Annotated in this window: 24 protein-coding genes; 8 read left to right on the top strand and 16 right to left on the bottom strand. The window is 67.1% G+C overall.

Annotated features, from left to right (window positions below; translation table 11 throughout):
* Positions 1-221: 221 nt before the first annotated feature.
* The 8 genes from QRN34_RS08540 to QRN34_RS08505 all read right to left on the bottom strand — a co-directional run bounded on the left by QRN34_RS08540 (position 222) and on the right by QRN34_RS08505 (position 9,105).
* The gene (locus QRN34_RS08540; protein WP_285403754.1) at positions 222-1,124 is read right to left on the bottom strand and encodes a DMT family transporter; all 903 of its coding nucleotides are present in this window, start codon (positions 1,122-1,124) and stop codon (positions 222-224) included.
* Positions 1,121-1,975 carry a glycosyltransferase family 2 protein gene (locus QRN34_RS08535; protein WP_285403752.1) on the bottom strand — a complete coding sequence of 285 codons (855 nt, stop codon included), beginning with the start codon at positions 1,973-1,975 and terminating at the stop codon, positions 1,121-1,123. Before QRN34_RS08535 ends, QRN34_RS08540 begins: the two co-directional genes overlap by 4 nt.
* A 16-nt stretch (positions 1,976-1,991) precedes the next feature.
* On the bottom strand, positions 1,992-5,855 hold the full coding sequence (purL, locus tag QRN34_RS08530; RefSeq protein ID WP_285403746.1) for a phosphoribosylformylglycinamidine synthase: 3,864 nt from the start codon (positions 5,853-5,855) through the stop codon (positions 1,992-1,994).
* Between the two features lie 73 nt (positions 5,856-5,928).
* Positions 5,929-6,678: a thioredoxin fold domain-containing protein gene (locus tag QRN34_RS08525; RefSeq protein WP_036137422.1), complete on the bottom strand. Its 750-nt coding sequence runs from the start codon at positions 6,676-6,678 to the stop codon at positions 5,929-5,931.
* 167 nt (positions 6,679-6,845) lie between these two features.
* Positions 6,846-7,196, bottom strand: a complete 351-nt coding sequence (locus QRN34_RS08520; protein WP_285403738.1) for a hypothetical protein — start codon at positions 7,194-7,196, stop codon at positions 6,846-6,848.
* A gap of 25 nt (positions 7,197-7,221) precedes the next feature.
* Complete coding sequence (locus QRN34_RS08515; protein ID WP_285403735.1) at positions 7,222-7,572, bottom strand: hypothetical protein; 351 nt, start codon at positions 7,570-7,572, stop codon at positions 7,222-7,224.
* A gap of 199 nt (positions 7,573-7,771) precedes the next feature.
* Positions 7,772-8,722, bottom strand: a complete 951-nt coding sequence (xerD, locus tag QRN34_RS08510) for a site-specific tyrosine recombinase XerD (protein ID WP_285403732.1) — start codon at positions 8,720-8,722, stop codon at positions 7,772-7,774.
* Positions 8,723-8,754: 32 nt separating this feature from the next.
* Positions 8,755-9,105 (bottom strand): hypothetical protein, encoded by a 351-nt coding sequence (locus tag QRN34_RS08505; protein ID WP_036137430.1) that lies wholly within the window; start codon positions 9,103-9,105, stop codon positions 8,755-8,757.
* A 169-nt stretch (positions 9,106-9,274) separates the two neighbouring features.
* Between QRN34_RS08505 and QRN34_RS08500 the strand changes: the two genes are divergently transcribed.
* Positions 9,275-9,769: an RDD family protein gene (locus QRN34_RS08500; RefSeq protein WP_285403729.1), complete on the top strand. Its 495-nt coding sequence runs from the start codon at positions 9,275-9,277 to the stop codon at positions 9,767-9,769.
* 7 nt (positions 9,770-9,776) lie between these two features.
* Here the strand turns inward: QRN34_RS08500 and QRN34_RS08495 are convergent, their stop codons facing one another.
* The 4 genes from QRN34_RS08495 to QRN34_RS08480 form a co-directional block, all read right to left on the bottom strand.
* The gene (locus tag QRN34_RS08495) at positions 9,777-11,780 is read right to left on the bottom strand and encodes a hypothetical protein (RefSeq protein WP_285403727.1); all 2,004 of its coding nucleotides are present in this window, start codon (positions 11,778-11,780) and stop codon (positions 9,777-9,779) included.
* Positions 11,781-11,838: 58 nt separating this feature from the next.
* Complete coding sequence (locus QRN34_RS08490; protein WP_285403725.1) at positions 11,839-12,852, bottom strand: hypothetical protein; 1,014 nt, start codon at positions 12,850-12,852, stop codon at positions 11,839-11,841.
* A gap of 209 nt (positions 12,853-13,061) precedes the next feature.
* Entirely contained in the window at positions 13,062-13,607 is a 546-nt protein-coding gene (locus QRN34_RS08485; protein WP_285403722.1) for a type 1 glutamine amidotransferase domain-containing protein, read from the bottom strand.
* Between the two features lie 100 nt (positions 13,608-13,707).
* A complete protein-coding gene (locus QRN34_RS08480; RefSeq protein WP_036137445.1) occupies positions 13,708-14,190 on the bottom strand; it encodes an SET domain-containing protein-lysine N-methyltransferase in 483 nt (160 codons plus the stop codon).
* 151 nt (positions 14,191-14,341) lie between these two features.
* Here QRN34_RS08480 and QRN34_RS08475 point away from each other — a divergent pair, with 151 nt between their 5' ends.
* The 3 genes from QRN34_RS08475 (at position 14,342) to QRN34_RS08465 (ending at position 17,395) form a co-directional block, all read left to right on the top strand.
* On the top strand, positions 14,342-14,842 hold the full coding sequence (locus QRN34_RS08475) for a hypothetical protein (RefSeq protein WP_285403719.1): 501 nt from the start codon (positions 14,342-14,344) through the stop codon (positions 14,840-14,842).
* 40 nt (positions 14,843-14,882) lie between these two features.
* A complete protein-coding gene (locus tag QRN34_RS08470) occupies positions 14,883-16,658 on the top strand; it encodes an acyl-CoA dehydrogenase C-terminal domain-containing protein (RefSeq protein ID WP_285403717.1) in 1,776 nt (591 codons plus the stop codon).
* Between the two features lie 260 nt (positions 16,659-16,918).
* A complete protein-coding gene (locus QRN34_RS08465) occupies positions 16,919-17,395 on the top strand; it encodes a GNAT family N-acetyltransferase (protein WP_036137450.1) in 477 nt (158 codons plus the stop codon).
* A gap of 71 nt (positions 17,396-17,466) precedes the next feature.
* On the opposite strand, the gene QRN34_RS08460 is transcribed toward QRN34_RS08465, so the two are convergent.
* Positions 17,467-18,225: a SapC family protein gene (locus QRN34_RS08460; RefSeq protein ID WP_285403713.1), complete on the bottom strand. Its 759-nt coding sequence runs from the start codon at positions 18,223-18,225 to the stop codon at positions 17,467-17,469.
* 270 nt (positions 18,226-18,495) lie between these two features.
* Here QRN34_RS08460 and QRN34_RS08455 point away from each other — a divergent pair, with 270 nt between their 5' ends.
* The gene (locus QRN34_RS08455) at positions 18,496-19,098 is read left to right on the top strand and encodes an HNH endonuclease (RefSeq protein WP_285403711.1); all 603 of its coding nucleotides are present in this window, start codon (positions 18,496-18,498) and stop codon (positions 19,096-19,098) included.
* A 77-nt stretch (positions 19,099-19,175) separates the two neighbouring features.
* A complete protein-coding gene (gene dxs, locus QRN34_RS08450) occupies positions 19,176-21,068 on the top strand; it encodes a 1-deoxy-D-xylulose-5-phosphate synthase (protein ID WP_285403708.1) in 1,893 nt (630 codons plus the stop codon).
* Here dxs and QRN34_RS08445 read toward each other — a convergent pair.
* A complete protein-coding gene (locus QRN34_RS08445) occupies positions 21,065-21,466 on the bottom strand; it encodes a type II toxin-antitoxin system HicB family antitoxin (protein WP_285403706.1) in 402 nt (133 codons plus the stop codon). The two genes, dxs and QRN34_RS08445, sit on opposite strands and share 4 nt — an antisense overlap.
* A 21-nt stretch (positions 21,467-21,487) precedes the next feature.
* Complete coding sequence (locus tag QRN34_RS08440; RefSeq protein WP_285403704.1) at positions 21,488-21,667, bottom strand: type II toxin-antitoxin system HicA family toxin; 180 nt, start codon at positions 21,665-21,667, stop codon at positions 21,488-21,490.
* 115 nt (positions 21,668-21,782) lie between these two features.
* Between QRN34_RS08440 and QRN34_RS08435 the strand changes: the two genes are divergently transcribed.
* Complete coding sequence (locus QRN34_RS08435) at positions 21,783-22,142, top strand: hypothetical protein (RefSeq protein WP_285403702.1); 360 nt, start codon at positions 21,783-21,785, stop codon at positions 22,140-22,142.
* On the opposite strand, the gene prmC is transcribed toward QRN34_RS08435, so the two are convergent.
* Positions 22,125-22,955, bottom strand: coding sequence for a peptide chain release factor N(5)-glutamine methyltransferase (gene prmC, locus QRN34_RS08430; RefSeq protein WP_285403700.1), 831 nt, complete (start codon positions 22,953-22,955; stop codon positions 22,125-22,127). The genes QRN34_RS08435 and prmC overlap by 18 nt on opposite strands.
* Before the next feature lie 65 nt (positions 22,956-23,020).
* Between prmC and QRN34_RS08425 the strand changes: the two genes are divergently transcribed.
* Positions 23,021-23,884 (top strand): alpha/beta hydrolase, encoded by an 864-nt coding sequence (locus QRN34_RS08425; RefSeq protein WP_285403698.1) that lies wholly within the window; start codon positions 23,021-23,023, stop codon positions 23,882-23,884.
* Positions 23,885-23,893 lie beyond the last annotated feature (9 nt).

The raw sequence follows: 23,893 nt of genomic DNA, 5'->3' as shown, positions 1-23,893 counted from the left end.
ATTTTCGCTGAGCCATGGATGGCGAATCGAAAATCCCCGTTCGAAGCCCGACCCGAATATGGCGCGCGTAGGAGCGCACGATGTGCGCGAACCAGATACACGGCCGCGCCAGCGGCCTTTCCTCAACGGGTCGCCGCAGGCGTGGCCCCGAGGGGGCTACCCGCCGGCTCTTGCCCCAGAGCCCAAAGCTCCAAGGCCAAACGCGATGCCGAAGGCGAGCCCTACCCCACCTCATGATGCAAAGCCTCAGCCAGCTGACGCCGACGAAAGCGCGGCGCCAGCTCGACCAGGTACATAGCCGCCAGTACCAGCCCGCCACCGACCACCATCCGCACGGTCAGCGCATCCACGCCGAGCAGCACGGCAAACCCCGCTGCGAATACCGGTTCGGTGGTCATCACGATGGCCGCGCGCGTGGCGGGCATGTGCGACTGTGCCCAGGTCTGCACCAGCAGGGCGAACGCGCCCGCGATCAACGCCATGTACAGCACCGCCACCCATGCCTTGCCGTCGGGCGGCAACGCCGGACCGTGGTGGGGCGCGGTGGCGGCAAGGCAGACCGCGGCGATGCCGACCATCTGCACCGCGGACATGCCAAACGCGCTCCCGGGCTTCGACCAGTGGCCCAACCCTACGATATGCAGCGCATACAGCGCCGCCGACGCCAGGGTGAGCAGCACGCCCAGGTCCACGGTGAAACCGTTCAACGCGAGCACGCCCAGACCGACCGTCGCCAGCACGGCGGCGAACCAGGTGCTTACCGGCATGCGCTGGCGGAACAGCAGCAGGGCGAGGATGGGCGTGATGACGACATACATGCCGGTGACGAAACCGCTGACGCTGGGCGAGGTGAGCGCCAGGCCTTCGGTCTGCAGCCATTGCGCGAAGCCGTAGAGCACGCCCAGCCCGAGGCCGCGCAAGCGCTCGACGCGGCCCAGCCGCCACACCGGCACGGCGAACACCGCAAGCATGACGACGGCGGCGATGGCGAAACGGACGGCCAGGAAATCGACCACGGCCATGCGGCCGACGACGTCCTTGATGAGCACGAAAGTGGAGCCCCAGATCGCCGTGACGGCGAGCAGACCCAGGGTGGCGACACCGCTGCCCTTTGCGGCGCTCACCGGCGCCGGCGTAACAGCTGGCCGGGAATCTTGACGACGAAGTGCGCCCAGATGCCCAGCCACACGATCAGCCGCACGAGCGGGTTGCGTGCCGCTGGATCGTGGCGCCGGAACCACAGGTACATGCTGCGGTGCTTGTGCCGGCTGACGAAGACCGGCCGGTGGCGACTGGACCCGCCCTTGCCGTGCAGCACCCGTACGTCGCCCGCCAGCAGCACACGGTAACCGCTGTCACGCACGCGACGGCACAGGTCCATGTCCTCGCAGTGGAGGAAGAAGGTTTCGTCGAAGCCGCCTACCCGCTCGAACACGTTACGCGGTATCAGCAGGATGGCGCCGGAAACGATCTCGACCTCCTCGGCACCCTGTGGCATCGGTCCGTGGATATCGATGCCGCCGTCACCGCCACGCCCCAGCTTGGTACGCAGCGCGCGTGCCAGCAGGGGATCGCGCCGCCGCGACGCGGGATCGGGACGCCCTTCGCTGTCGCACACCACCGCGCCCACGATACCCGTATGGACATCCATATAGGCAATCATGCGAGTCAGGGTATCGGGCTGCACCAGGCAGTCGGGATTCAACACCAGCAGGCGTTCGCCGCGCGCGTGCAGCGCGCCACGGTTCACCGCCGCGCCGAAACCCAGGTTGGCCCGGTTGTAGACCACACGGACACGCTCGTCGCGGGCGTAGGCACGGTCCAGCGATTCGGGCACGCCGTCGGCGGAGCCGTTATCGACCACGATGACCTCGATCGGCACCTCGCTGGCGAGCGCGTGTTCGACGCACTCGCGGGTGAACGGGCCACTGTCCGCGAGGACGACGATGACGCTGGTGAGGTCGGACGTGGTCACCGTGGCGTGCGGCGAATCAGCCGACCCAGACGCGGGCGTTGCGGAACATGCGCATCCACGGGGAATCCTCGCCCCACTGCTCCGGGTGCCAGCTCAACTGGGCACTACGGAACACGCGCTCCGGATGCGGCATCATGATGGTGACGCGCCCGTCCGCCGCGGTGAACGCCGCCAGGCCGCCCGGCGAACCGTTCGGGTTGAGCGGGTAGCTTTCCGTCGGTCGACCGCGGTTGTCGACGAAACGCGCCACGCCGTGGCTCTTCGACGGGCTGCACACGTTCGGGAAATAGACCCGACCTTCGCCATGCGCCACGGCCACGGGAATGCGCGAACCGGCCATGCCGCGGAAGAAGACGCTGGGCGAGTCGAGAATTTCCAGCGTGGCCACGCGCGCCTCGTATTGCTCGGACTGGTTGCGCAGGAACTGCGGCCAGTGGCGGGCGTCCGGGATGATGTCCTTCAACTGCGACATCATCTGGCAGCCGTTGCACACACCCAGCGCGAAGCGGGTGCCGTCCTCGAAGAAACGGGCGAACTGCTCGCGCAACGCGTCGTTGTAGAGGATCGACGTGGCCCAGCCGCGACCCGCACCCAGGACGTCGCCATAGGAGAACCCGCCGCAGGCCGCCAGGCCGACGAAGTCCTTGAGGTGATGACGGCCACTGGCGAGGTCGGTCATGTGCACGTCGACGGCGTCGAAGCCGGCGCGGTCGAACGCCGCCGCCATCTCCACCTGGCCGTTGACGCCCTGCTCGCGCAGGATGGCCACGCGGGGCCGCTTGCCGGACAGGATGAGCGGTGCGGCGATGTCTACCGAGGGGTCGAAGGTCAGCTTCGGCGAGATACCCGGATCGGCATCGTCGAGCCGCCAGTCGCTTTCCTGGTCGGCGCTGTGCGGGTTGTCGCGCAGGCGCTGCATGGCGTAGCTGGTTTCGTTCCAGGCGCGGAACAGCTCGGTCCAGTTCCATTTGAACGGGGTTTCGCCGTTCAGGTGCAGCTTGATGCCCAGTTTTTCCTTCGGACGGCCGACCATGTGGGTCATGCCGGTGAGACCATGCTTCACCACCAGGGCCTCGAAGGCCTCGCGGTTGGCCGAGGCCACCTGCACCACTGCGCCCAGTTCCTCGTTGAACAGCGCGCGCAGCATGGCGTCGGCCCAGCCGTCCAGGCGCAGCTCCAGGCCGCAGCGACCGGCGAAGGCCATTTCCAGCAAGGTGACGATGGCGCCGCCGTCCGAGCGGTCGTGATAGGCCAGCAGCAGGCCGGAGCGGTTGGCCTCCTGGATAAGCTCGAACATCGCGCGAAGGCGCTTCGGGTCGTCGAGATCGGGCGGCACGCCGCCGCTGCGGTTGAACACCTGGGTGAGCGCGGATCCGCCGAGGCGATCGCGGCCGGCACCCAGGTCGATCAGCCAGAGTTCGGTATCGCCACGGTCGGTCTTCAGTTGCGGCGTGAGCGTGCGACGCACGTCGTCCACGCGGGCGAAGCCGGTGATGACCAGCGACACCGGCGACACGGTCTTCTGCGCCTTGCCGGTCTCGTCGGTCCACACCGTCTGCATGGACAGGGAGTCCTTGCCAACCGGCACCGAGATATCCAGCGACGGGCAGAGCTCCATGCCGACGGCCTTCACCGCGTCGAACAGAGCGGCGTCCTCGCCGGGGTGGTTCACCGCGGCCATCCAGTTGGCGGACAGGCGCACTTCGTCCAGCTTCAGCGAGGCTGCGGCGAGGTTGGTGATCGCCTCGCCCACGGCCATGCGCGCGGCATCGGCGCTGGACAGCAGCGCCACCGGCGCACGCTCGGCCATCGCCATGGCTTCGCCAGCGTAGCCGTCGAAGTCGGTCATGGTGACGGCGACATCGGCTACCGGCACCTGCCACGGGCCCACCATGGGATCGCGGGCGTTGAGGCCGCCGACGGTACGGTCGCCGATGGTGATGAGGAAGCTCTTGCTGCCCACGGCGGGCAGGCGGAGCACGCGCAGCAGCGCCTCGTTCATGCCGATGCCGGTGAGGTCGGCGACCAGGTCGACGCGCGGCTTCACGCGAACGGCATCGCGATGCATGCGCGGCGGCTTGCCGAACAGGACATCCATGCCCAGGTCGATCACGGTGATGTCGCGCCGCGTGTCGCGCACGATCAGGCGGGCTTCTTGCGTCGCGTCGCCGACCACCGCGTATGGGCAGCGCTCGCGCGCGCAGAAGGACTCGAACAGCGGGAGGTCTTCCGCACCGATGGCCAGCACGTAGCGCTCTTGCGACTCGTTGCTCCACACCTGCATGGGCGAGAGGGTCGGGTCGTCGCAAGGCAGCTTCGACAAGTCGATGATGCCGCCGACGCCGGCGTCGTTGAGGATCTCGGGGATGGCGTTGGAGACACCGCCCGCGCCCACGTCGTGAATGCTGACGATGGGGTTGTGGTCGCCACGCGCCCAGCAGGCGTCGATCACCTGCTGGCAGCGGCGTTCCATCTCGGGGTTGTCGCGCTGCACGGAGGCGAAGTCCAGCTCCGCGCTGGACGTGCCCGAGGACACCGACGACGCGGCACCGCCGCCCAGGCCGATCAGCATCGCCGGACCGCCCAGCACGATGACCTTGTCACCGGGCCGCACCTTACGCTTCTGCACGTGGTCAGGACGGATGGCGGCCAGGCCACCGGCGATCATGATCGGCTTGTCGTAACCGCGGCGCACGCCCTTCTCGCCGGTTTCCTGCTCGAAGGTGCGGAAGTAACCACCCAGCGCGGGACGGCCGAACTCGTTGTTGAACGCGGCGGCGCCCAGCGGGCCATCGCGCATGATCTCGAAAGCCGAAGCCATGCGCGGTGGCAGGGGGCGTTCCTTTTCCCACGGCCGGGGCAGCCCGGGGATGCGCAGATGCGACACCGAGAACCCGGTAAGACCGGCCTTGGGCTTGCCGCCGCGACCGGTGGCGCCCTCGTCGCGGATTTCGCCACCGGCACCGGTGGCCGCACCCGGCCAGGGCGCAATGGCCGTGGGATGGTTGTGCGTCTCGACCTTGATCGCATACGGCGCCGCTTCGGCCACCTTGCGGAACACGCCGTCTGCCGGGTCGACGAACAGACGCTGGCCGTCATAGCCCGCGATCACGGCGGCGTTGTCGTGGTAGGCCGACAGCGTGTGCTCGGGCGAGTGCTGGTGGGTGTTCTTGATCATGCCGAACAGCGAGATGTCCTGCGCCTGGCCGTCGAGCGTCCAGGTGGCGTTGAACACCTTGTGCCGGCAGTGCTCGGAATTGGCCTGCGCGAACATCATCAGCTCGGCGTCGGTCGGGGCGCGACCCATCTCGGCGTAGCGCTCGGCCAGGTAGGCGATTTCATCGTCGGCCAGGGCGAGGCCGAGTTCGCGGTTGGCAGCCGACAAGGCGGCGCTGGCGTCGTCGCCCAGTTCCACATGGCCCAGCGGACCCGGCTCGCCGACCAGGAACAGGCCGGTGGCGTCGTCCAGGTGGGCCAGTGGCGACTGCACCATGGGATCGCAGAAGGAGGCCATGACCGCGGCATGGGCGGGGTGGTCGGCCTCGGGCATGCCGGTGATCCGCCAGGCGGTGCCGCGCTCCACGCGTCGCACGTCGAAACCGGCGCCATGCAGGATGTCGGTGGCCTTGCTGGACCACGGCGAGATCGTGCCCAGGCGCGGCACGATCCAGAACGTGGCATCGTCGGGCGTATGGGCTTTCGCCTCCAGCACAGCCAGCAGGCGTGCCCGGGCCTCGCCTTCCGGCGGGGTGGCGACGTCGACGAAATAGGTGAACCAGGCGGCCTGCACCCGCGTCCCGTGATGCAGGGCATCCAGGTGGGCGTTCAGTCGTTCGAGGCGAAACGGTGAGAGGGCGCTCTGCCCGTCGAGTGCGATCATGCGGGGGAGAATAGGCGCTGAAGGAAAACGCCCATTCTACATGATGTTGCGCGGCAACATGGGCCGCGCGGGATCACCCGCCGCGGACGGTGCCGGCCGGGGCCTGCAGTGCCTGGAGCAACTGCGCGGGGGTGACGTAGCCGCCGACCACGTCACCGTTCTCGGTCACGATGGTAGGGGTGCCGTTCACGCCGAGACGCTCGCCCAGCTCGAATTCGTCCTTCACCGGGTTGGCGCAGGTGGCGGCCTTGGGAGTGGCACCGCTCATGGCCTGGTTGAAGGCGTTCTTGCGATCCGCGCTGCACCAGACAGACACGGCCTTGGTATACGACGGGGTGTCGTTGCCCGACGTGGTCTTCAGGCCCTCGCGCGGCCAGAACACGTATTCGACCGCGATGCCCTGCTTGTTGAATTCGTCGATGTGGGCGTGAAGCTGGCGGCAGAAACCGCAATCCACATCGGTGAACACCGTGACCGTGTGCTTGGGGTTGGCCGGGGCATAGACCAGCCGCTGCGAGGCGGGCACCTTGGCCAGTTCCACCTTGCGCGTGGCGGCCCAACTGGCGGCGCTCAGGTCGGTCTTGGCCTTCAGGTCGATCAGGTTGCCGTTGAGCATGTACCGGCCGTCCGCGCTGACGTAGACCATGCGCCCGGAGGCCACCACCTGGTAGAAACCGGGCATCGGCGCGGCGGCGATGCTGTCCACCTTGATACCGGGGGCCAGCGATTCGACCGCGGCACGCACGGCCTGGGTATCGTCGGCCGCGTGCGCCGTCATGGCGAACGCGCCAGCCAGCAGCGCGGGGAGGATCTTCTTCAACATCGGTACGACTCCATCTGTCACCGTGGGGATGCGGGACCGACTTTGAACACGGCCGCCGCTTTCGGTTCCCCGGATTGTGGCACGGCTCACCGTCCCGCGGGTGTGAGACGGCGACGGAGGGCGCGGTAACAGACGAATCGCGTGCGTCGAGACGATCCACGGACGGCTCAAAGCGGTTCGATGGTCGCCTTGAAGCCAGCCACCACACACGCGAGCTGATAGTCGAGGGCACGCCTTGCGGCGTCCATCCACGCCACGGACGCGCCGGCATCCTGCGCCTGATCTCGCAGGTGTTCGCACACCGCGACAAGCACGTCCGCCGAGTCCAGCAAGAGGGTAATGGCCACGCTCAGTTTCATCGTGTCGTCACCCGGGTCGATGCCGGTCGCGGCCTGCATGCGGATATCCGCACCCTCCCGGAGGACGCGAAGCTCTTCCTCCGACATCAGGTCGTCCCTGTCGACCGTACGGATGATCGACCTGACCATGCGGTCGTTCGATTCCAGCTTAATGCCCATGACATGCTCCTTTATGAGTTATCCCTCACGTCTGCGGGAATGCTGCCCGGTACCCACCGATGACATAAGCGATCTGATGTTCGACGGCCGACTTCACGTCGGCGCGCTGAACGTCGGACATCCTCGAAAGGGCAGGTTCCGTCGCGACGCGTCGCATGTTCTCCACAAGCGAATCGACGGCCGGACGCACGCGCGCCAGCGCATCCCTGAGTGCGTTCTCTCCGGCGCGGACATCCGCGTGCATGGCCTGTCCGAACTGCAGCGCGGCCGCATCGCGAAGGCGATCTAAGGGCACGGTCGGATCAGCAGCGCCTTCATCCATACCGGACATCAGCGACGCAAGTACTGGGTCGTCGGCGTTAAGTTTCACGTTCATCGAAAATCACCTCGTCCTGCGGTGGCGCGCCGATCCGACGCGTTTCAAACCAGACTACGCAGTGGGCTATCGCGAAACAACAACCAGAACGTTCCGGAGAAATCACATTTTCTCCAATAAAACAGCGATCTACACGTCGAGTGCCGCAGATACGTGACGCTAGCTGTCCGTTGCCGGGCGAAGCTTCAGGACGCCGTCATCAACCTCGCGGGTGGTGCTGAGCGTGAAGGCGCTTCAGCCCCTCCTTGGCCACCAGCGTGTAGATCTGCGTGGTGCTGAGCGAGCTGTGCCCCAGCAGCATCTGCAGGGCACGCAGGTCGGCGCCGTGGTTGAGCAGGTGGGTGGCGAAGGAGTGGCGCAGCACATGGGGGGACACCCGCTTCGACGGGATGCCGACCTGCAGGGCATAGCGTTTCACCAGCGTCCAGAACATCTGCCGGGTGAGTGCCCCGCCGCGCCGCGAGAGGAACAGCGCCGCCGGCTGCCCATGACCTTTTGCCAGCGCCGGACGGGCTTCGCGCAGGTACGTATCCACGTGGCGCAACGCCTCTTCGCCCACGGGCACCAGGCGATCCTTGTCGCCCTTGCCGGTGACCCGCAACACGCCTTGCCGCGTGTTCAGTCCCGCCAGCGGCAAGTCGACCAGTTCGGACACACGAAGGCCGGAGGAGTACATCAATTCGAGCATGGCGCGGTCACGCTGGCCCAGCGGTGTCGACAGGTCCGGCGCGACGATCAGCGACTCGATCTCGCGCTCGGCCAGGGCCTTGGGCAACCCGCGCGGCATCCTCGGTCGTTGCATGAGCAAGGTGGGGTCGTCGGTCGTGGCATCGTCCCTCGCCCGTTGCGCATAGAACCGGCGGAACGCGGACTGCCGCCGCGCCATGCTGCGCACGGCCACCGGCTGGCTACCATGGTAGGCCGAGATATCCTCGCGAGTCGCCGTGGCGAGCGACTTGCCGCGCGTGGCGAGCCAGCGCCCCAGGCCTTGCAGATCGCGTCGGTAGGCTTCGAGCGTACGCTCGGCCAGGCCGTCCTCCGACCAGATGCGCTCGATGAAGCGATCGATCAGGCGGGCGTCGTCGTCCCGCGGAGGAACGGGGGCTGCCGGTTCGGTAGCGGTGGGGACGCGCGGGTGCGGCGAGGGCATGGACCGGATGGTCGCATGCCCTCGCCCTCGACTCAAAGCCTCTGGACGCTGGACTGGTACCCAGCGACGATGTAGGCGATCTGGTGTTCGATCGCCGCCTTCATCGCCTCACGTCGCTCCGGCGGAAGGTTGACATTTCGCGATTCGATGGCCACGCGCTGCATGTTCTCGACGAACTCGTCGGCCTGGAACAGCACACGCACCACGGATGCGCCCAGGGGCGTCGTGGGAATGAAAATGGACAGTCCTGTCGCTTCCAGGACGTGCTCGTCGGCACTGTCACGAAGGCTCTGCATCTCGACGGGCGATGTCACGTCATCCTTGCCGATGTCCTCGAGTACGGTGTTGAGGGCGACGTCCGTAGAAGAAAGCTTGAGGCTCATAATGGGATGCTCCGTGCAGTGAGGGGTATGAAGCCGACATTGGCGGCACACGCCGGAGGGGTCAATGTCCGGCAAAACCCATGAAACCCCACGAAACTAACCGGCAAGCCTGCGGCTTTCCGAATTTCCGCTACGATCGCCCGGCCGATCGCGTCACGCAGGTAGACCCATGCTCCCCAATCCGCCCGCCCCTGCCTCCGCCTGGCGCCGTTTCGCGGCGATCGTCTACGACGCGCTGGCGGTCGTGGCCATCGTCATGGTGGTGGGGCTGCTCGCGCAGATGGCCACGGGCGGGCAACTGTTCGATGCGCACGGACACCTGCTGACCTGGTGGTACCAGCCCTTGCAGGGCGTGGCCGTCGGCGCGTATTTCCTGCTGTCGTGGGTGCGTGGCGGGCAGACCCTGGGCATGCGGCCCTGGCGTATCCGCGTGACGGATGCGCGGGGCGACGCAGTAGGCTGGCGACGCGGCCTGGTGCGGCTGGCCGTCGCGGCGTTGCCACTCGCGCTCGTGCTGATCTTCCCGCTGACGTCGCTGCGCGCGGCACTGTGGGCGCCGCTCGTCGGCTGGGCGATCCTGTTGCTTCCGGCGCTGGTGGACCGTCGTCGCCGCGCGCTGCACGACATGGCCGCGGGCACGGAGATTCGCCCGCCAAGCCAGTGAACGCCGCCTACTTGAACTGATCGCTCGCTGGCACCCACGAGCCCGACGCCGGTGAGGCCACGGGCACGTTGATCTTGATCGACGCCTCGCAGCCCGGCGGCAGAGGCCCACCGGTGACACGTGCGGTGGTGCAAAGCGCTGTGTTGTCGAACGCCGCGGGCGCTGCCGCCACTGTCGCGCTATTCGCCGGCGGCAGGTTCTCGGCCAGCGGTTTCGCCGGCGCCATGGTCTGCGTGCGGGCCACGGCGTCTTGGCTGGCTGGCTTCGGCGGGCCGTCGCCACCGCTGCAGCCCAGCGTGAACAACGATATCGCGCTCATGCCCGGGCTGCCCGCACCCTTCGCACCGGCATTGCCGGGACCGGCGGTGCAGTTGAGGCGGATACCGCGAGGCAGGGAAACGGTGGCCTTCACCGTGGTCGCCTCCACGCCGTGGCGAAGCGCGGTATCGACCGAACTCTCGCCCTTGGGCGTCCAGTCGTTATCGAAGCGGGTGGCCTTGTAGTCGACGTGCACGCGCGCGCCGTTCTGCGGTATCAGGTTGCCGCGCGGTTTCAGCTCGGTGTAGGCGCCCACGGGACCGGCCTTGTCACCCTGCCCGCCCACCACGCCGTCGCTGCGCTGCGACGTGCCGTCGGCACCGGTGATGCGCGTGCCTTCATCCGCGCCTTTCGCCGCGCCCGGCTTACCCGAGACCTGTGCGGCACCCGGTGTGTTCGAACCGGACACGTCGGCATCGCCGGGCGACGATTTGCCAGCCGACTGACCCTGCACGGCCTCGGCCGACGCGTTGCTGCCCTGTTTGCCCTGCGTGGCCGCCTTGGCCGTGGACTGGCCGGCCGCGGTGTCGCCCGGCGCCTGGCCGGGCGCCGCGGGCGCCGTGTCCGCACCGGCCACCGGACGCTGGATATCACCAGCTGCGACCGCAGGCGCCTGTACGGCCGGGCGCGCCACCGCGCTCTCCGGTGCCGATACCGACGGTTTGGCCACGGCGTCCGGCAACGGCACGGCCGCGAGTTCCGCCTCAGCCTCGACCGGCGGAGCCTGCACGCTCTGCACCGAGATCCGTGTCGGCACCGGTCGCATGTCCGCGGTCAGGTCGGGCCGGGGCACGGCCGCTTCCACAGCGACCTTCGGCAGCGGCGCCTCTTGCGGCGTCGGCGGCGCGGCACTCGTCTCCACCTCCGGGCGCGGCACCGTGGCGAGCGTCATCGCCGTGGTCGGTACGGGCGTGGTCCGCTCGGCAGTGATCGTGGGTGGCGCGGGTGTCACGGCCATCTGCGCCGCCGGGGTCGGCGGGATCGACAGCGAGGCCGGTGGCGGCATGGGCGCGGAGCCCTCGGCCTGCGGGCGACGCACCGGCTCGGGCTGGAACCGCGGGGGCACGACGTCCGGCCGGGGTGTATCCATCGCAAGGTCCGGCGGCGCCTGGGTCGGCACGGGCACTTTTTCCAGCTCCGGCTGCGGGGGCGGCGCCTTTGGCTGCACCACGGGACGATCGGCCACGGCGAGGACGCTGGGAGGCGGCGCGACCGGCTTCGGCGCAGCCTTCACCTTCGGCGCGGGCGCGGCGGGCGAAGCCACCGCGGGACGTGACGGCGTGCGCGCCGCGGCGACGGCCGACGCATGCGCGCCCTGCGCGGCGCGACTGGCCGCGGTGGACCACCTGGTCGTGTATTTCACCTTCGCCACGGGTGCCGTGGACGGCGTGCCGCGCACGGGCGGCACGGGCGGCGGCGGCTTGTCGATCAGCCGCACCTGCAGCGCATCGGGATGCTCGGGCTCCGGGGGCGGCGGCAGCACATCGTAGGCCGGTCCCAGGATCATCCCGAACAGGAACGCCAGGTGGATGAGCAGGGTGCCGACCCAGCCGGCGATGCGCCGCCCGCTGGCGCCGGGCTTGCGACGCAGATGCTGGCGATAGACGATCGCGTGCAGCGCCGCATCGCGCGGCGCGAGGGGCGGTGAAGGATCGGCGTCCGGCGCGTTGTCCGGTGGCAGGAGGGTCGGCATCGGGCGCTAGTGTCCCCGCTCCCGCGGCGCCGCACAATCGCGCCCTGCCCTGGCGGGCTCAGTTTCCCGTGCGCCGTGCCCGCTCGGCGTTCTCCTGGTCCATCGCTTTCAACGGCGTATCGGTCGGGCACCCTTCGGGCACGCGCTCGTCCTTACGATAGGCGGCGATGCACTCCGCCTCGCTGCGGACGGGTACGGCACCGGGCAGGTCTTTCACCAACGGGTTGGCCGGGGCCATGTTCAGGCGGGTGTCGCCGTCCTTGTGCGCCGCCTTCGACGGGTCTTCGCCACCGCAGCCCACCGGCAGCACGAAGAACACCGTGGAGCAGTTCACCCGCACGCCGTGCCCCAGGTCCACCGTTTTCTTCACCGTGGTCTTTTCGATCGCCCGGCGCATGCCCTGGCTGAGCACGTTCTCGTCGCGCGGCGCCCAGTCCTTCTCGAACCGGGTCTGCGTGTAGGTCACGGTGGTCTTGTGCGACATGACACCCGCCGCGTCCGTGGGCCGTGGCGGCGTGTAGTCGGAACCGCCCGAACCCGGCGCACCCTTGGGCAGGGCGATCGAGCCGTCGGCCCCGAAGACGCCGCTGGCCGGAGCCGCCGTCGCCGGGGGCGCGTCGGACGGCGTCACTGCGGGGGTGACCTCGTCCGGTTTCTTCTTGCGGGGCGGCGGTTCGGGGCGTGTAGCTTCCGCCGAGCGCACCTTCGGAGGTGGTTCGGTGACCGGTGGCGGCGGGGGCGCCGAGGGGACCGCGGGCGGCGGGGCACGGTCGATGAAGCGCACCTCGAGCACGTCGGGTGGCCCGTGCGGCACGTAAAAACCGATCTGCACACGCGGCTGCATCTCGTAGCTCACCACGACGATCAGCAGGAGATGAAGAAGGATCGCAGCGGCTATCGCCAGCGTAACGCTCAACCGGTCGCGTGGGACGGGCCGTCGCTGCCGCATCGCACGCAGCGTGGCCAGCGTAGCGGGATCGAGCGGCGTCAGGCCGTCCGGCCACGCCCCATCGTCGGCGGGAAGCCGATGGGTCTCGACGAACGACGGTGGCGCCTTGCCGGGGTAATGCACGCGCGGGGGTGTCCCTTCGGGCCGTGGAAAGTCGCGGAGCTTAGCCCGTCAAGGGTAAGCAGGGCGTATGCCCGGGCTTTCAGACCACGTGGAACGGCGAAGATTCCCCCTTGCGCCCCGACGCAACGCGGGCCCCGTCATGGCGGGGCCCGCGATTCCCGCGCTTCGCCGATCGGCAACGACCGGCGAAGCAGGATCACGACACGGTCTCAGCCGGCCAGCGAGGCGATCACGGCCTTGGCAAACGCGGGAATGTCGTCCGGCTTGCGGCTGGTGATGAGATTGCCGTCAGTGACCACTTCGCTGTCTTCCCAACGGCCACCGGCGTTGCTCAGGTCCTGCTTCAGCGAGGGCCACGAGGTCACTTTCTTGCCATCGACCAGACCGGCATTGATCAGCGTCCACGGGCCGTGGCAGATCGCCGCCACCGGCTTGCCCGACGAGGCGACCGCCTTGACGAACGCCAGCACGGTGTCGTCCGTGCGCAGGTTGTCCGGATTGATCACGCCACCGGGCAGCACCAGCGCGTCGTACGAACCGGCATCGGCCTTGTCCAGCGCGACGTCCACGTTGACGCTGATGCCCCAGTCCTTCTTGTCCCACGCTTTGATCTGCGCTGCACCGCCCGGTGCGATGACATCGACCTTGGCGCCCGCTTCTTCAAGCAACCGCTTCGGCTCGGTCAGCTCCGACTGTTCGAAACCGTCGGTTGCGAGTACCGCGATACGCCGGCCGTCGAGTGATGTGTTCGCCATGGATGTCTCCTCGGATAAGTGTGGTCCGAGGATGGATGCGACGACATGAGCACGACGTCGCGCATGTGTCGCCACATCGTGAGCGGGCTTTCCGGACGACTCAGGCTGCCGCCTTGCGCTTGGGCTTCAACATCGTGCCGATGCACTGCGGCGACCCGCACAGGCAGGCCCAGATCTTCTTCAGGCGCGCGGTGTGCGGCATGTCCAGCGTGATGCCGTAATCGTAGGTGAGCTCTTCGCCGGGCGCGATGTCGCGAAGCGCTTCGATGAGCACGCGATCTTTCTTCGACGGCTTGCCTTCCACCGCCTCTTCAATGACGGCCTGGCAGTTGGGATCGCAGCCGTGGTTGATCCAGCGGGCCGTATTGCCGTTGCTGTTGCCGTCGACGATGTATTTCTCGTTGAGCGTGAACAGGAAGGTGTGGCCGGTTTCACCGCCATCGCCGTATTTCTTGTCGGCCTGGGCGTGGGTGATGATGTCACCCTTGTATTCGACGATCTCTTCGCCGGCCTTGATGGGCGCGGTGGCGAAGACGCCGTTTCCGTGAATGGGCGAACGTCGTGCGGCGATGCGTCGGGTCATGGGCGGCAATCGGTGTCTTTGGAAGATAAGCGCTGATGATGCCTGCTACCTTCCCGCTTGGGAACCGCGTTTCAAACGCACGTCTCGCGCACCCGGGGGCCCGGCGCTACCATCGGGCCCCTGTTCGTCGCTGCCCGTGGAAACCCAGGGAATGATCCCGACCGTTCGCACCTGCCTCGTCCGCCTCATGCCCATCGCCTGCGTGCTGCTGCTCGCTGCCTGCGGGCCCGCCAGGAAAAGCGTGTTCCCGCCGGCGGTGACGCTGCAGGAAGTCACCGCCAAGCCGGGTGGCGTCTGGCACCTGACCCTGCGCATCCGCAACAACAGCTATGGCGGCATGGCCTTCCAGAGCTTCCAGGGCACCCTGCGCGTCGGTGACCTGGGCGGCGTGTTGATGGATGTGAAGGTGGACCAGGACATCCCCTCGTTCGCCGCCGACGTAGCCAGCATGGACCTCGTGCCCACGCCGGAGATGAGCCGCGCGCTGGCCGAGCTGGCTGCCAAGGGCAGCGCCGGCTCGCTCCCCTACACCATCGATGGCCACATCGTCGCGCTGCCGGAGCAGGAAAAGACGCCCCGCTCCTTCGAGGTGCACGGGCGCAACTGGCTCTCGCCGGTACCCGGCATCCCCGATACCTATCGCTCTCCCTGATCCCACCCAGCCGCGCGCGCCGCGACGCCAGGACCCCGACATGACGCTCTACAAAGCCCCCCTCGACGACATGCGTTTCACCCTTTACGACGTGCTGGGCGCGGAAGCCGTGCTGGCCCGCCTGGACGGCGGCGAAGCGCACACGCGCGATCTGCTCGACGCCGTGCTCGACGAAGCGGCGCGCTTCAACGAGCAGGTGCTGGCACCGCTGAACGCCAGCGGCGACCAGGAAGGCTGCCACTACGACAAGGCCACCGCGTCGGTCACCACGCCCAAGGGGTTCAAGGAAGCCTATCGGCAGTACGCCGACGGCGGCTGGGCCGGGCTGACCGCCACCGAGACGTTCGGCGGCCAGGGCCTGCCCATCGTGCTCGGCGCGCTGACCAAGGAAATGATCGACTCGGCCAACCTGGCCTGGGGCATCTATCCGCTGCTCTCGCACGGCGCCACCGACGCGCTCGAGCACCATGGCGACGCCTGGCAGCAGGAGGTCTTCCTGAAACCGCTGGTGGAAGGACGCTGGACCGGCACGATGTGCCTCACCGAACCCCAGGCCGGTTCCGATCTCGGCCTGCTGAAGACGCGCGCCGAACCCAACGACGACGGCAGCTACCGAGTCACCGGCACCAAGATCTTCATCAGTGCGGGCGAGCACGATTTCGTCGAGAACATCGTGCACCTGGTGCTCGCGCGCCTGCCCGACGCCCCCGCTGGCAGCCGCGGCATCTCGATGCTCGTGGTGCCGAAGTTCAAGGTCGGCAAGGACGGCGCGCTCGGCCAGCGCAACGCCGTGGCGGCCGGCGCCATCGAGCACAAGATGGGCATCAAGGGATCGGCCACCTGCGTCATGAACTTCGACGATGCCCAGGGCTGGCTGGTCGGCCCGGCGCACAAGGGCCTGGTCGCGATGTTCACGATGATGAATGCCGCGCGCCTAGCGGTGGGTATCCAGGGCCTGGCCGTTTCCGAGCGCGCCTTGCAGAACAGTCTTCACTACGCCCGCGAGCGCCTGCAGATGCGCGCACTGTCGGGCGCAAAGTTGCCGGAAAAAGCGGCCGATCCGCTCACCGTTCACCCGGACGTGCGCCGCATGCTGCTCACCCAGCGTGCCTTCGTCGAGGGCGGCCGTGTGCTCGCCGCCTATGCCGCGTTGCAGGGCGACATCGAAGCGCGCGATCCCGATCCGCAGGCCCGCAAGGAGGCCGGCGAACTGCTTTCCTTCCTCATTCCCATCGCCAAGGGCCTGCTTACCGAAGCCGCGCAGGAATGCACCAAGGAAGCCCTGCAGATCTTCGGTGGCCACGGCTATATCGCCGAACACGGCATGGAACAGTTCGTCCGCGATGCCCGCATCATCACGCTGTACGAGGGCACCACGCAGATCCAGGCGCTGGATCTCCTGGGCCGCAAGGTCATGCAGCTGCAGGGCGCCGGACTGAAGCATTTCCTGGGCGAGATCTCGGCGTTCTGCCAGGCCCACCAGGGCAACGACACGCTGAAGCCCTTCATCGGCCCGCTGGCGATCGCCGCCAAGACCTGGGGCGATCTCACCCAGGCCATCGCCAGGAGCGCGCAGGCGAATCCGGAAGAACTCGGTGCTGCCGCCGTCGATTACCTGTACCTGTCCGGCTACGTCACCCTGGCCTACTGCTGGGCCCGTAGCGTGCTGGCCGCCGAAGGCTCGAGGCTGTCCGCGGACGGCAAGCAGGCCAAGCGCGATACCGCCAGCTTCTACTTCAGCCGCATCCTCCCGCGCATCCACATGCACAAGGCAGCGATCGACGCCGGCGTAGCCACCCTGCCCGAGGTGCTCTGACACGTCGCACCGCCGGGCGGCATCGCGCAGCGGTGCGCATCGCACCACGTACGCGGCATCACCCCGCGTGGACGGCATCACCCCGCGCATACGGCATCGCCCCGCATATACGGCATCGCCGCTCCTGTAGGAGCCGGCGATGCCGGCGATCCCGCGGCAGCGGCCCCCTCGCCGCACCGCCAAAGGGGCTTTTCCCCACATCCCCGAAGGTGTAGAAAAGGCTACCGGCCAGTCTCCCCACCGCAACGGTGCCCGACACGATGAGCGCTTCCCCGTTCCTGATCCGTCTCGCCGAAAGCGACGATGACGAGTTCATCCTTGGCCTGCTCCATCGCTTCGTCGACTTCCCGCTGCCCAACGGCCGCACCAAGACGGATTGCCTCAAGGGCATCGAATCCGACCTGGTCAGGCACCTCGACGAGCAACCGTCCAACAGCTACATCTTCGTCGCCGAGAATCAGGACGGCGAGCCGGTCGGCTTCGTCCACCTGCAGAAGACGAAGGATTTCTTCACCCATCGCGACAACTGCCACATCTCCGATATCGCGGTAGCCAAGGCACACGAAGGCGACGGCGTCGGCACGTTCCTGCTCGACCACGCCTATGCCTGGGCCAAGGAGCACCGCTGCCAGTTCGTCACCCTGGCCGTGTTCCCCGGCAACGAGCGAGCGCGCGAGATGTACGTCAAGCATGGCTTCGACACCGACCTGATGCGCCTGGCCAAACCCGTCCGATAGGACGCTGGTGGCGCCGGGAATAAAAAAAAGGCTGCCCTGGGCAGCCTTTTTTCGGCCATCGGTAAAGGCGATCAGACCTTCGCGACGGCGCCTTCCTTCTGCTCGCGCACGTCGAGGCGTGCGGCCATGCGATCGATGTTGGCCAGCGACACCAGGTGCGCGTAGATCCAGCCGAATGCGCCTTCGCGGAGGAACTCGCCGGCTACCTTCTCGTCGAGGGCGCGCAGCTTCTCTTCGTTGATGACGAACAGGCCGTTGAGGTTGATGCCCTTGCCTTCCTTCTGCAGGGTGATGGTGCGCGGCTCGAGCAGGTCGTGCTCGCGCAACTTGCCCATGAACCACTGCGTGCGGGCGACGTGGTCCTGGAATTCCCCCAGGAAGTTCACGGCGTTGGTCAGGGCCGGCGCGTCAGTGCCGTCCTCGTTGAACAGGCGCTCGCCCTCGGTTTCGTTGAAGCCTTCGTAAGCCTCGTCGAGGAAGACGGTGAAGTCGTCACCTTCCGTACCGGCGGGCTTCTCGGCCAGCACGAACGGGTAGCGGCGCACGAAGGCCGGGATGTACAGGCCCTGCTCCCAGAAACCGTTCTCGCCCACCAGCAGGTTTTCACCCTGGCGCAGGCCCAGGAGGGCCATCGGACCGGCTTCTTCCATGCTGTTGCCGGCGAACAGGATGGGGACGTCGCGCGAGGCGGGGGCGAACTCGACGCCCGTGAGGGGCACGGAATGCGCGGTGGCCGCGAAACGGATGTTGTTCACCGCCTTGAGGCGGAGATCGCGATGCGCGGTGCGGTTCAGGGGAACCGGACGCTCGTAGAAAAGCACTTCAGCCACTGTGAAACCCTCATGGACCCGCCGGACCTGGGAAGCCACCCCGGCCCCCCTTCCAAACCCGCGCAGGCATATACGAACCCCCACTATATCAGTGCCGCATGACCGCCACAGCACCGCAAGAAGCATACCGGGCGTGTGCAATTCGGTCGCAATTATCGGCTATGCTCGGGCAAACCCGCTTCAAAGGGGTGGGATCGCTTACCCGATCCGCACGGAGTTCGGCTGACTGGAACGCTCTTTCGCACGTGTGAAGGACGAGACCCGATGACGATGGAAGTGCTACACGAAGACCTGCCGAGGGTGACCGCGCTGCACACCACGCGCGTGCTCTCGCTCGACGCCGCCGGCCGCATCCTTGACTGGATCAGCTGGCAGGATGCCGTCTGCCTCTATGTGCGCGGCGTGGTGGCCTGGACGCTGGGCGACCCCTGCCTCACCGTGCACGGCGGCACCAGCCGGGCCAACGGCCTGCAAAGCACGCTGGACCTCCACCCCATCGTGGCCAGCACGGGCCATTGCCGCGAGCACGCGATCGACCCGGCGCCGGCCCTGACCAACACCGCCCTGTTCGCCCGCGACCGGCACCTTTGCCTGTACTGCGGCCACCACTACACGCGTCACGAACTCACCCGCGACCATGTGATTCCCCTGTCCAAACGCGGCGCGGACGAATGGGAAAACGTAGTCAGCGCGTGCCTGGCCTGCAACCTGCGCAAGAGCAACCGCACCCCCCAGCAGGCCAACATGCCCCTTCTGGCCGTGCCCTACCGGCCCAGCTGGGTCGAGCACCTGATCCTGTCCAATCGCAATATCCTGGCCGACCAGATGCAGTTCCTGATCAGCCATTTACCAAGGGATCGGCGCCCCGCCTGAGGCCTGGCCGGGCTTCGCCCGCAAACTTTCACACCCCATCCCTTGCCCCGGCCTCTCCGGAGGCCAACAATACGGGGATGAACGACCTCTCCCGCTATCCCTATCTGGCGCAGATCGAATCGCCGGAGGACCTCCGGCGTTTCCCGGTGGACGAACTTCCAGCGATCGCCGATGAACTGCGCCGATACCTGATCGAGGCCGTGGCCTCGTCGGGCGGGCATTTCGGCGCGGGGCTGGGCGTGGTCGAGTTGACGGTGGCCCTGCACCACGTGCTGGACACCCCACGCGATCGTCTTGTCTGGGACGTGGGCCACCAGTGCTATCCGCACAAGATTCTCACCGGTCGTCGCGACCGCATCACCACCATCAAGAAGAAGGACGGCCTGGCGCCGTTCCCGCGCCGCGAGGAAAGCGAATACGACACCTTCGGCGTCGGTCACTCGTCCACCTCGATCTCGGCCGCCCTGGGCATGGCCATCGCGCTGCAGCGCCGGGGCGACCCGCGCAAGGTCGTGGCCGTGATCGGCGATGGCGCGATTACCGCGGGCATGGCCTTCGAGGCGCTTAACCACGGCGGCGACGTCGAACCGAACATGCTGGTGATCCTCAACGACAACGGCATGTCGATCAGCGAAAACGTCGGCGCGATGACCAAGATGATGGCCCGCGCCATGTCCAGCCGGCGGCTCAACGCCCTGCGCGAGCGCGCCAAGAAGGCCATGCCGCGCGAGTCCTTCTTCGGCCGCTTCTTCAAGCGCTGGGAAGAACACGCCAAGGGCATGTTCGTGCCGTCCACCCTGTTCGAGGAACTGGGCTTCCACTACACCGGCCCGATCGACGGGCACAACATGCCCCAACTGGTGCAGGCGCTGGAAACGGTCAAGGACCTGCCCGGCCCCCAGCTCATCCACGTGATGACCACCAAGGGCAAGGGCTACGAGCCCGCCGAGAAAGGCCCCATCGAGTACCACGCCGTCGGCCCGTTCGATCCCGTCGCCGGACTGGTGAAGAAGGGCGCGCCGGCCAAGCCTACCTACACCGACATCTTCAGCGACTGGCTGTGCGACATGGCTGCCAGCGACGAGCGCCTGCTCGGCATCACGCCTGCCATGCGCGAAGGCTCGGGCCTGGTCCGTTTCTCGCGGGAATACCCGCAGCGCTACTTCGACGTGGCCATCGCCGAGCAGCATGCCGTAACGCTGGCCGCGGGCATGGCCGTGGAGGGCGCCAAGCCGGTGGTGGCGATCTACTCCACCTTCCTGCAACGTGCCTACGACCAGGCCATCCACGACGTGGCGCTGCAGAACCTCGACGTCACCTTCGCCATCGACCGCGCGGGCGTAGTGGGGCCGGATGGCGCCACGCATGCCGGCAGTTTCGACCTGTCGTTCATGCGCTGCCTGCCGAACATGGTGATCATGGCGCCGGCCGACGAGAACGACTGCCGCACCATGCTCAGCACGGGCTTCCATTACAAGGGGCCGGCCGCCATCCGTTACCCGCGCGGCACCGGCCCGGGCGCGAAGATGGCCGAGACGCTGGAAACCTACCCGATCGGCAAGGCCGAGGTGCGCCGACGCGGTCGCCACGGCCTGGCGATCCTCTCCTTCGGCACCATGCTGGCCCCCGCCGCCGTGATCGCCGGCGAAATCGATGCCACGCTGGTCAACATGCGCTTCGTCAAGCCGCTGGATGCCGAGCTGATCCTGGAGCTGGCTCGTACGCACGAGGCCTTCGTCACCCTGGAGGACAACGCCATAGCGGGTGGCGCCGGCGCAGGCGTGGCCGAGTTGCTGGCCGCCAATGGCATCACCCAGCCGATCCTGCACCTGGGCCTTCCGGACGTCTATCTGGAACACGGCAGCCGCGAGGAAGTCCTGACCATGGCCGGCCTCGACCTGCCGCAGATCCGCAACGCGATCCTGGCCCGGTTCCCGCAGTTCGTCGCCAAGGATGTGGCGAGCGCTTAAGCGGCTTCCATCGCTTCCATGGCTGCACGTGCGAGAAACCCCGAGCGGGTTTCTCCGTGGCGCTCGGCATAGGCGTCTATGGCGCTCAAGAGGCGATCGGGCACGGTGATGTTGACACGTACGGCCTTTGTGCTCAGCTTGGACAGGTCAACGCTGGCCAACGCCCATGTCCATCCCTCATAGCCGACGCGGGAGCGCAGGGCCTCCAGTGACGATGCTTTTGGCGGCATCTTGCCCCCTTCGATGGCGTCTTCGAGAAACAGGAGAATGGCCTCTTCAGCGTTCGCTACTGCCTCGTCGAGCGTATCACCGGCGCTGAAGCAGCCGGGAAGATCAGGCACGACCACACCATAAGCCGTGGTGCCACTACCTGGTTCGATGGCGATGGGATAACGCATGGTGTTCTCCAGATGCCGGGCTCAAACTATTCCGGCTTGTTTCTTGATGGCGGCGACAAGACCCCTGCCCAGTTCTTTTTTTGGGTGAGGCACGATCACCGTCACGTCCGCTGCATTGCGAAGCTTGTGATGGCTTCCCCGGATGCTCACTACGTGGAAACCATGAGCCTTGAGAAGCCTGATCAGGTCAGCGGAGGTCATGGTGTGTATAGTACACACTAAGTCTGACTATGTGTAGTCTTCGTGAAGATCAAGGCGCTGTTTTTTAAATCGAAACTTACTTCGCCATGTTGGAATTGCCACCTAGGACGTAATCGTGGATTTGAGTCCCTACGGATTCGTTGCCGGCGCGGCACCCGGATTGATTTCTCTTTTGCGCACCATGTTGGGCGTTCGGCGCGTCATGTCCGAGGCCAGAGACATTGCTCGAGGGCACGGAGAACTTCTGGATTTCCACTCGTCCGAAAATCAGTCTTATGACTTCATGTTCAACCCGCAAAACTTTATTAAACCCGGTGACGGGCCTGGCGTGCGAAGCGGTAAGAATCTCCTCCTGTCTCATAGGGACAAGGTATGGAGACGTTATTGGACAGGGTTTATTCTGGTGCTCCTTGGCGTGCCGTTCGGCCTGCTCATGGCGACGTGTGGCGAATACCTTTTAGGGCGGCCCTGGTGACTCGCATCCTCCAGATACACGGTCGCGGTTTTCAAGGTCTTGCTCCGTAAACACGTCATGCAAGCCGTGCGATGCCAGCACGGTACGGACGTCTTCCCCCTGGTTCCAGCCATGCTCGACAAGCAACCATCCGCCCGAGTGCAGGTGGCCCGCCGCGCCGGATGCGATACTCCGGATGTCGTCGAGGCCATCGTTGCCGGAGGCCAGTGCGCTGTTGGGCTCGAAGCGAAGGTCCCCCTGACCCAGATGCGGGTCGTCCGCTTCGATATAGGGCGGGTTGCTGACGATCAGGTCGAAGCGCTCGCCTGCCAGCGGCGCGAACCAGTCGCCGGCCAGGAACCTCACCCGTGAAAGGCCGAGACGTTCGGCATTGCGCCGGGCAATCTCGAGCGCCGCGCTGCTGGCGTCCAACGCCGTCACCGAGAGGTCGGGGCGCTCCTTGGCAAGCGCCAGGGCGATGGCCCCGCTGCCGGTGCCCAGGTCGACCACGCTCGCACCCTGCGGCAGGCGTTCCAGCGCCAGTTCGACCAACCGCTCCGTCTCCGGACGCGGGATCAGCGTGGCGGGCGTGACCTCGAGCGTCATCGACCAGAAGTCGCGGGTGCCGGTGATGTAGGCCACCGGCTCGCCTGCGACGCGGCGCTTGACCAAGTCGTCGAACCGCCCGGCCATGACGGCATCCAGCGCGTCATCCGCATGGGCGAAGAACCAGGCGCGGTTCACGCCCAACACGTGCGCCAGCATCAGCTCGGCCTCGAGGCGATCGCCGAGGTCGGCGGCGGATTGGCGCAGGATCGTGCGGACATCGGTCATCGGCGAATTCTAGCCCGCGCACGGCAGGAAGACGCCAGCAAGGTAGCCGCGACTACAATTCCGGCATGTCGCCGCGCCTCATCCTCTTCCTGACGGTCCTGCTCCTCGGCGGGTGCAAGGCCGCGTTCTTCGACGCGGTGAACCTGCGCCAGCCGACCGATGGCGTGGTATCGCATCGGGACATCATCTACGACACCGCGACAGGCACGGCACTGGACGTCTACGCGCCCGCCCACGCCCGGCATGCACCCGTCGTCGTGTACTTCTACGGCGGCAGCTGGATGGGCGGCCGGCGGCAGTGGTTTCGCTGGATGGGCGAGGCCCTGGCCGCGCGTGGCGTGGTGACCGTGGTCGCGGACGTTCGCCTCTGGCCGGCGGTGCGGATGAAAGGGTTTCTCCACGATGCCGCCGAAGCCGTGCGCTGGACGCGCGACCACGCCGCCACGTTCGGCGGCGATCCGCACGACGAATTCGTGATGGGGCATTCGTCCGGTGGGCAGATCGCCGCCATGCTCGCCGTGGACAAGCAATGGCTGGCCGCCGTGGGCATGCGGCCCCGCGAGCTTGCCGGCGTCATCGGCGTGGCCGGCACCTACGACTTCATTCCGTTCGACGAGCCGGCGTTCGCCGATATCTTCGGGCACAGCCCCGCCGAACAGGCCCTGTCGCAGCCGATCAACTTCGTGGACGGCGATGAACCGCCAGCGCTCATCCTTCAGGGCGAGGACGACACCATCGTGTCGCCGGCCGAAGCCGTTGCGTTCGAAGGCCGTTACCGCCAACAGGGCGAGCCCGTGGAACTGCGTCTCTATCCCGGCCTCGGCCACGAAGGCCTGCTGCTCGCCTTCGGCCCGCGACGGACCATAGCTCCCGTGCTCGACGACACGCTGGACTTCATCGGCCGCCATCCGGTTGCCCTCGAGCACTGATCCTGCGCC

It is taken from the genome of Luteibacter sp. ME-Dv--P-043b, assembly GCF_030209605.1.
Lineage (GTDB): Bacteria > Pseudomonadota > Gammaproteobacteria > Xanthomonadales > Rhodanobacteraceae > Luteibacter.
Note: the sequence above shows the minus strand (reverse complement) of the source record. Positions and strands in the feature narration are given on the sequence as shown.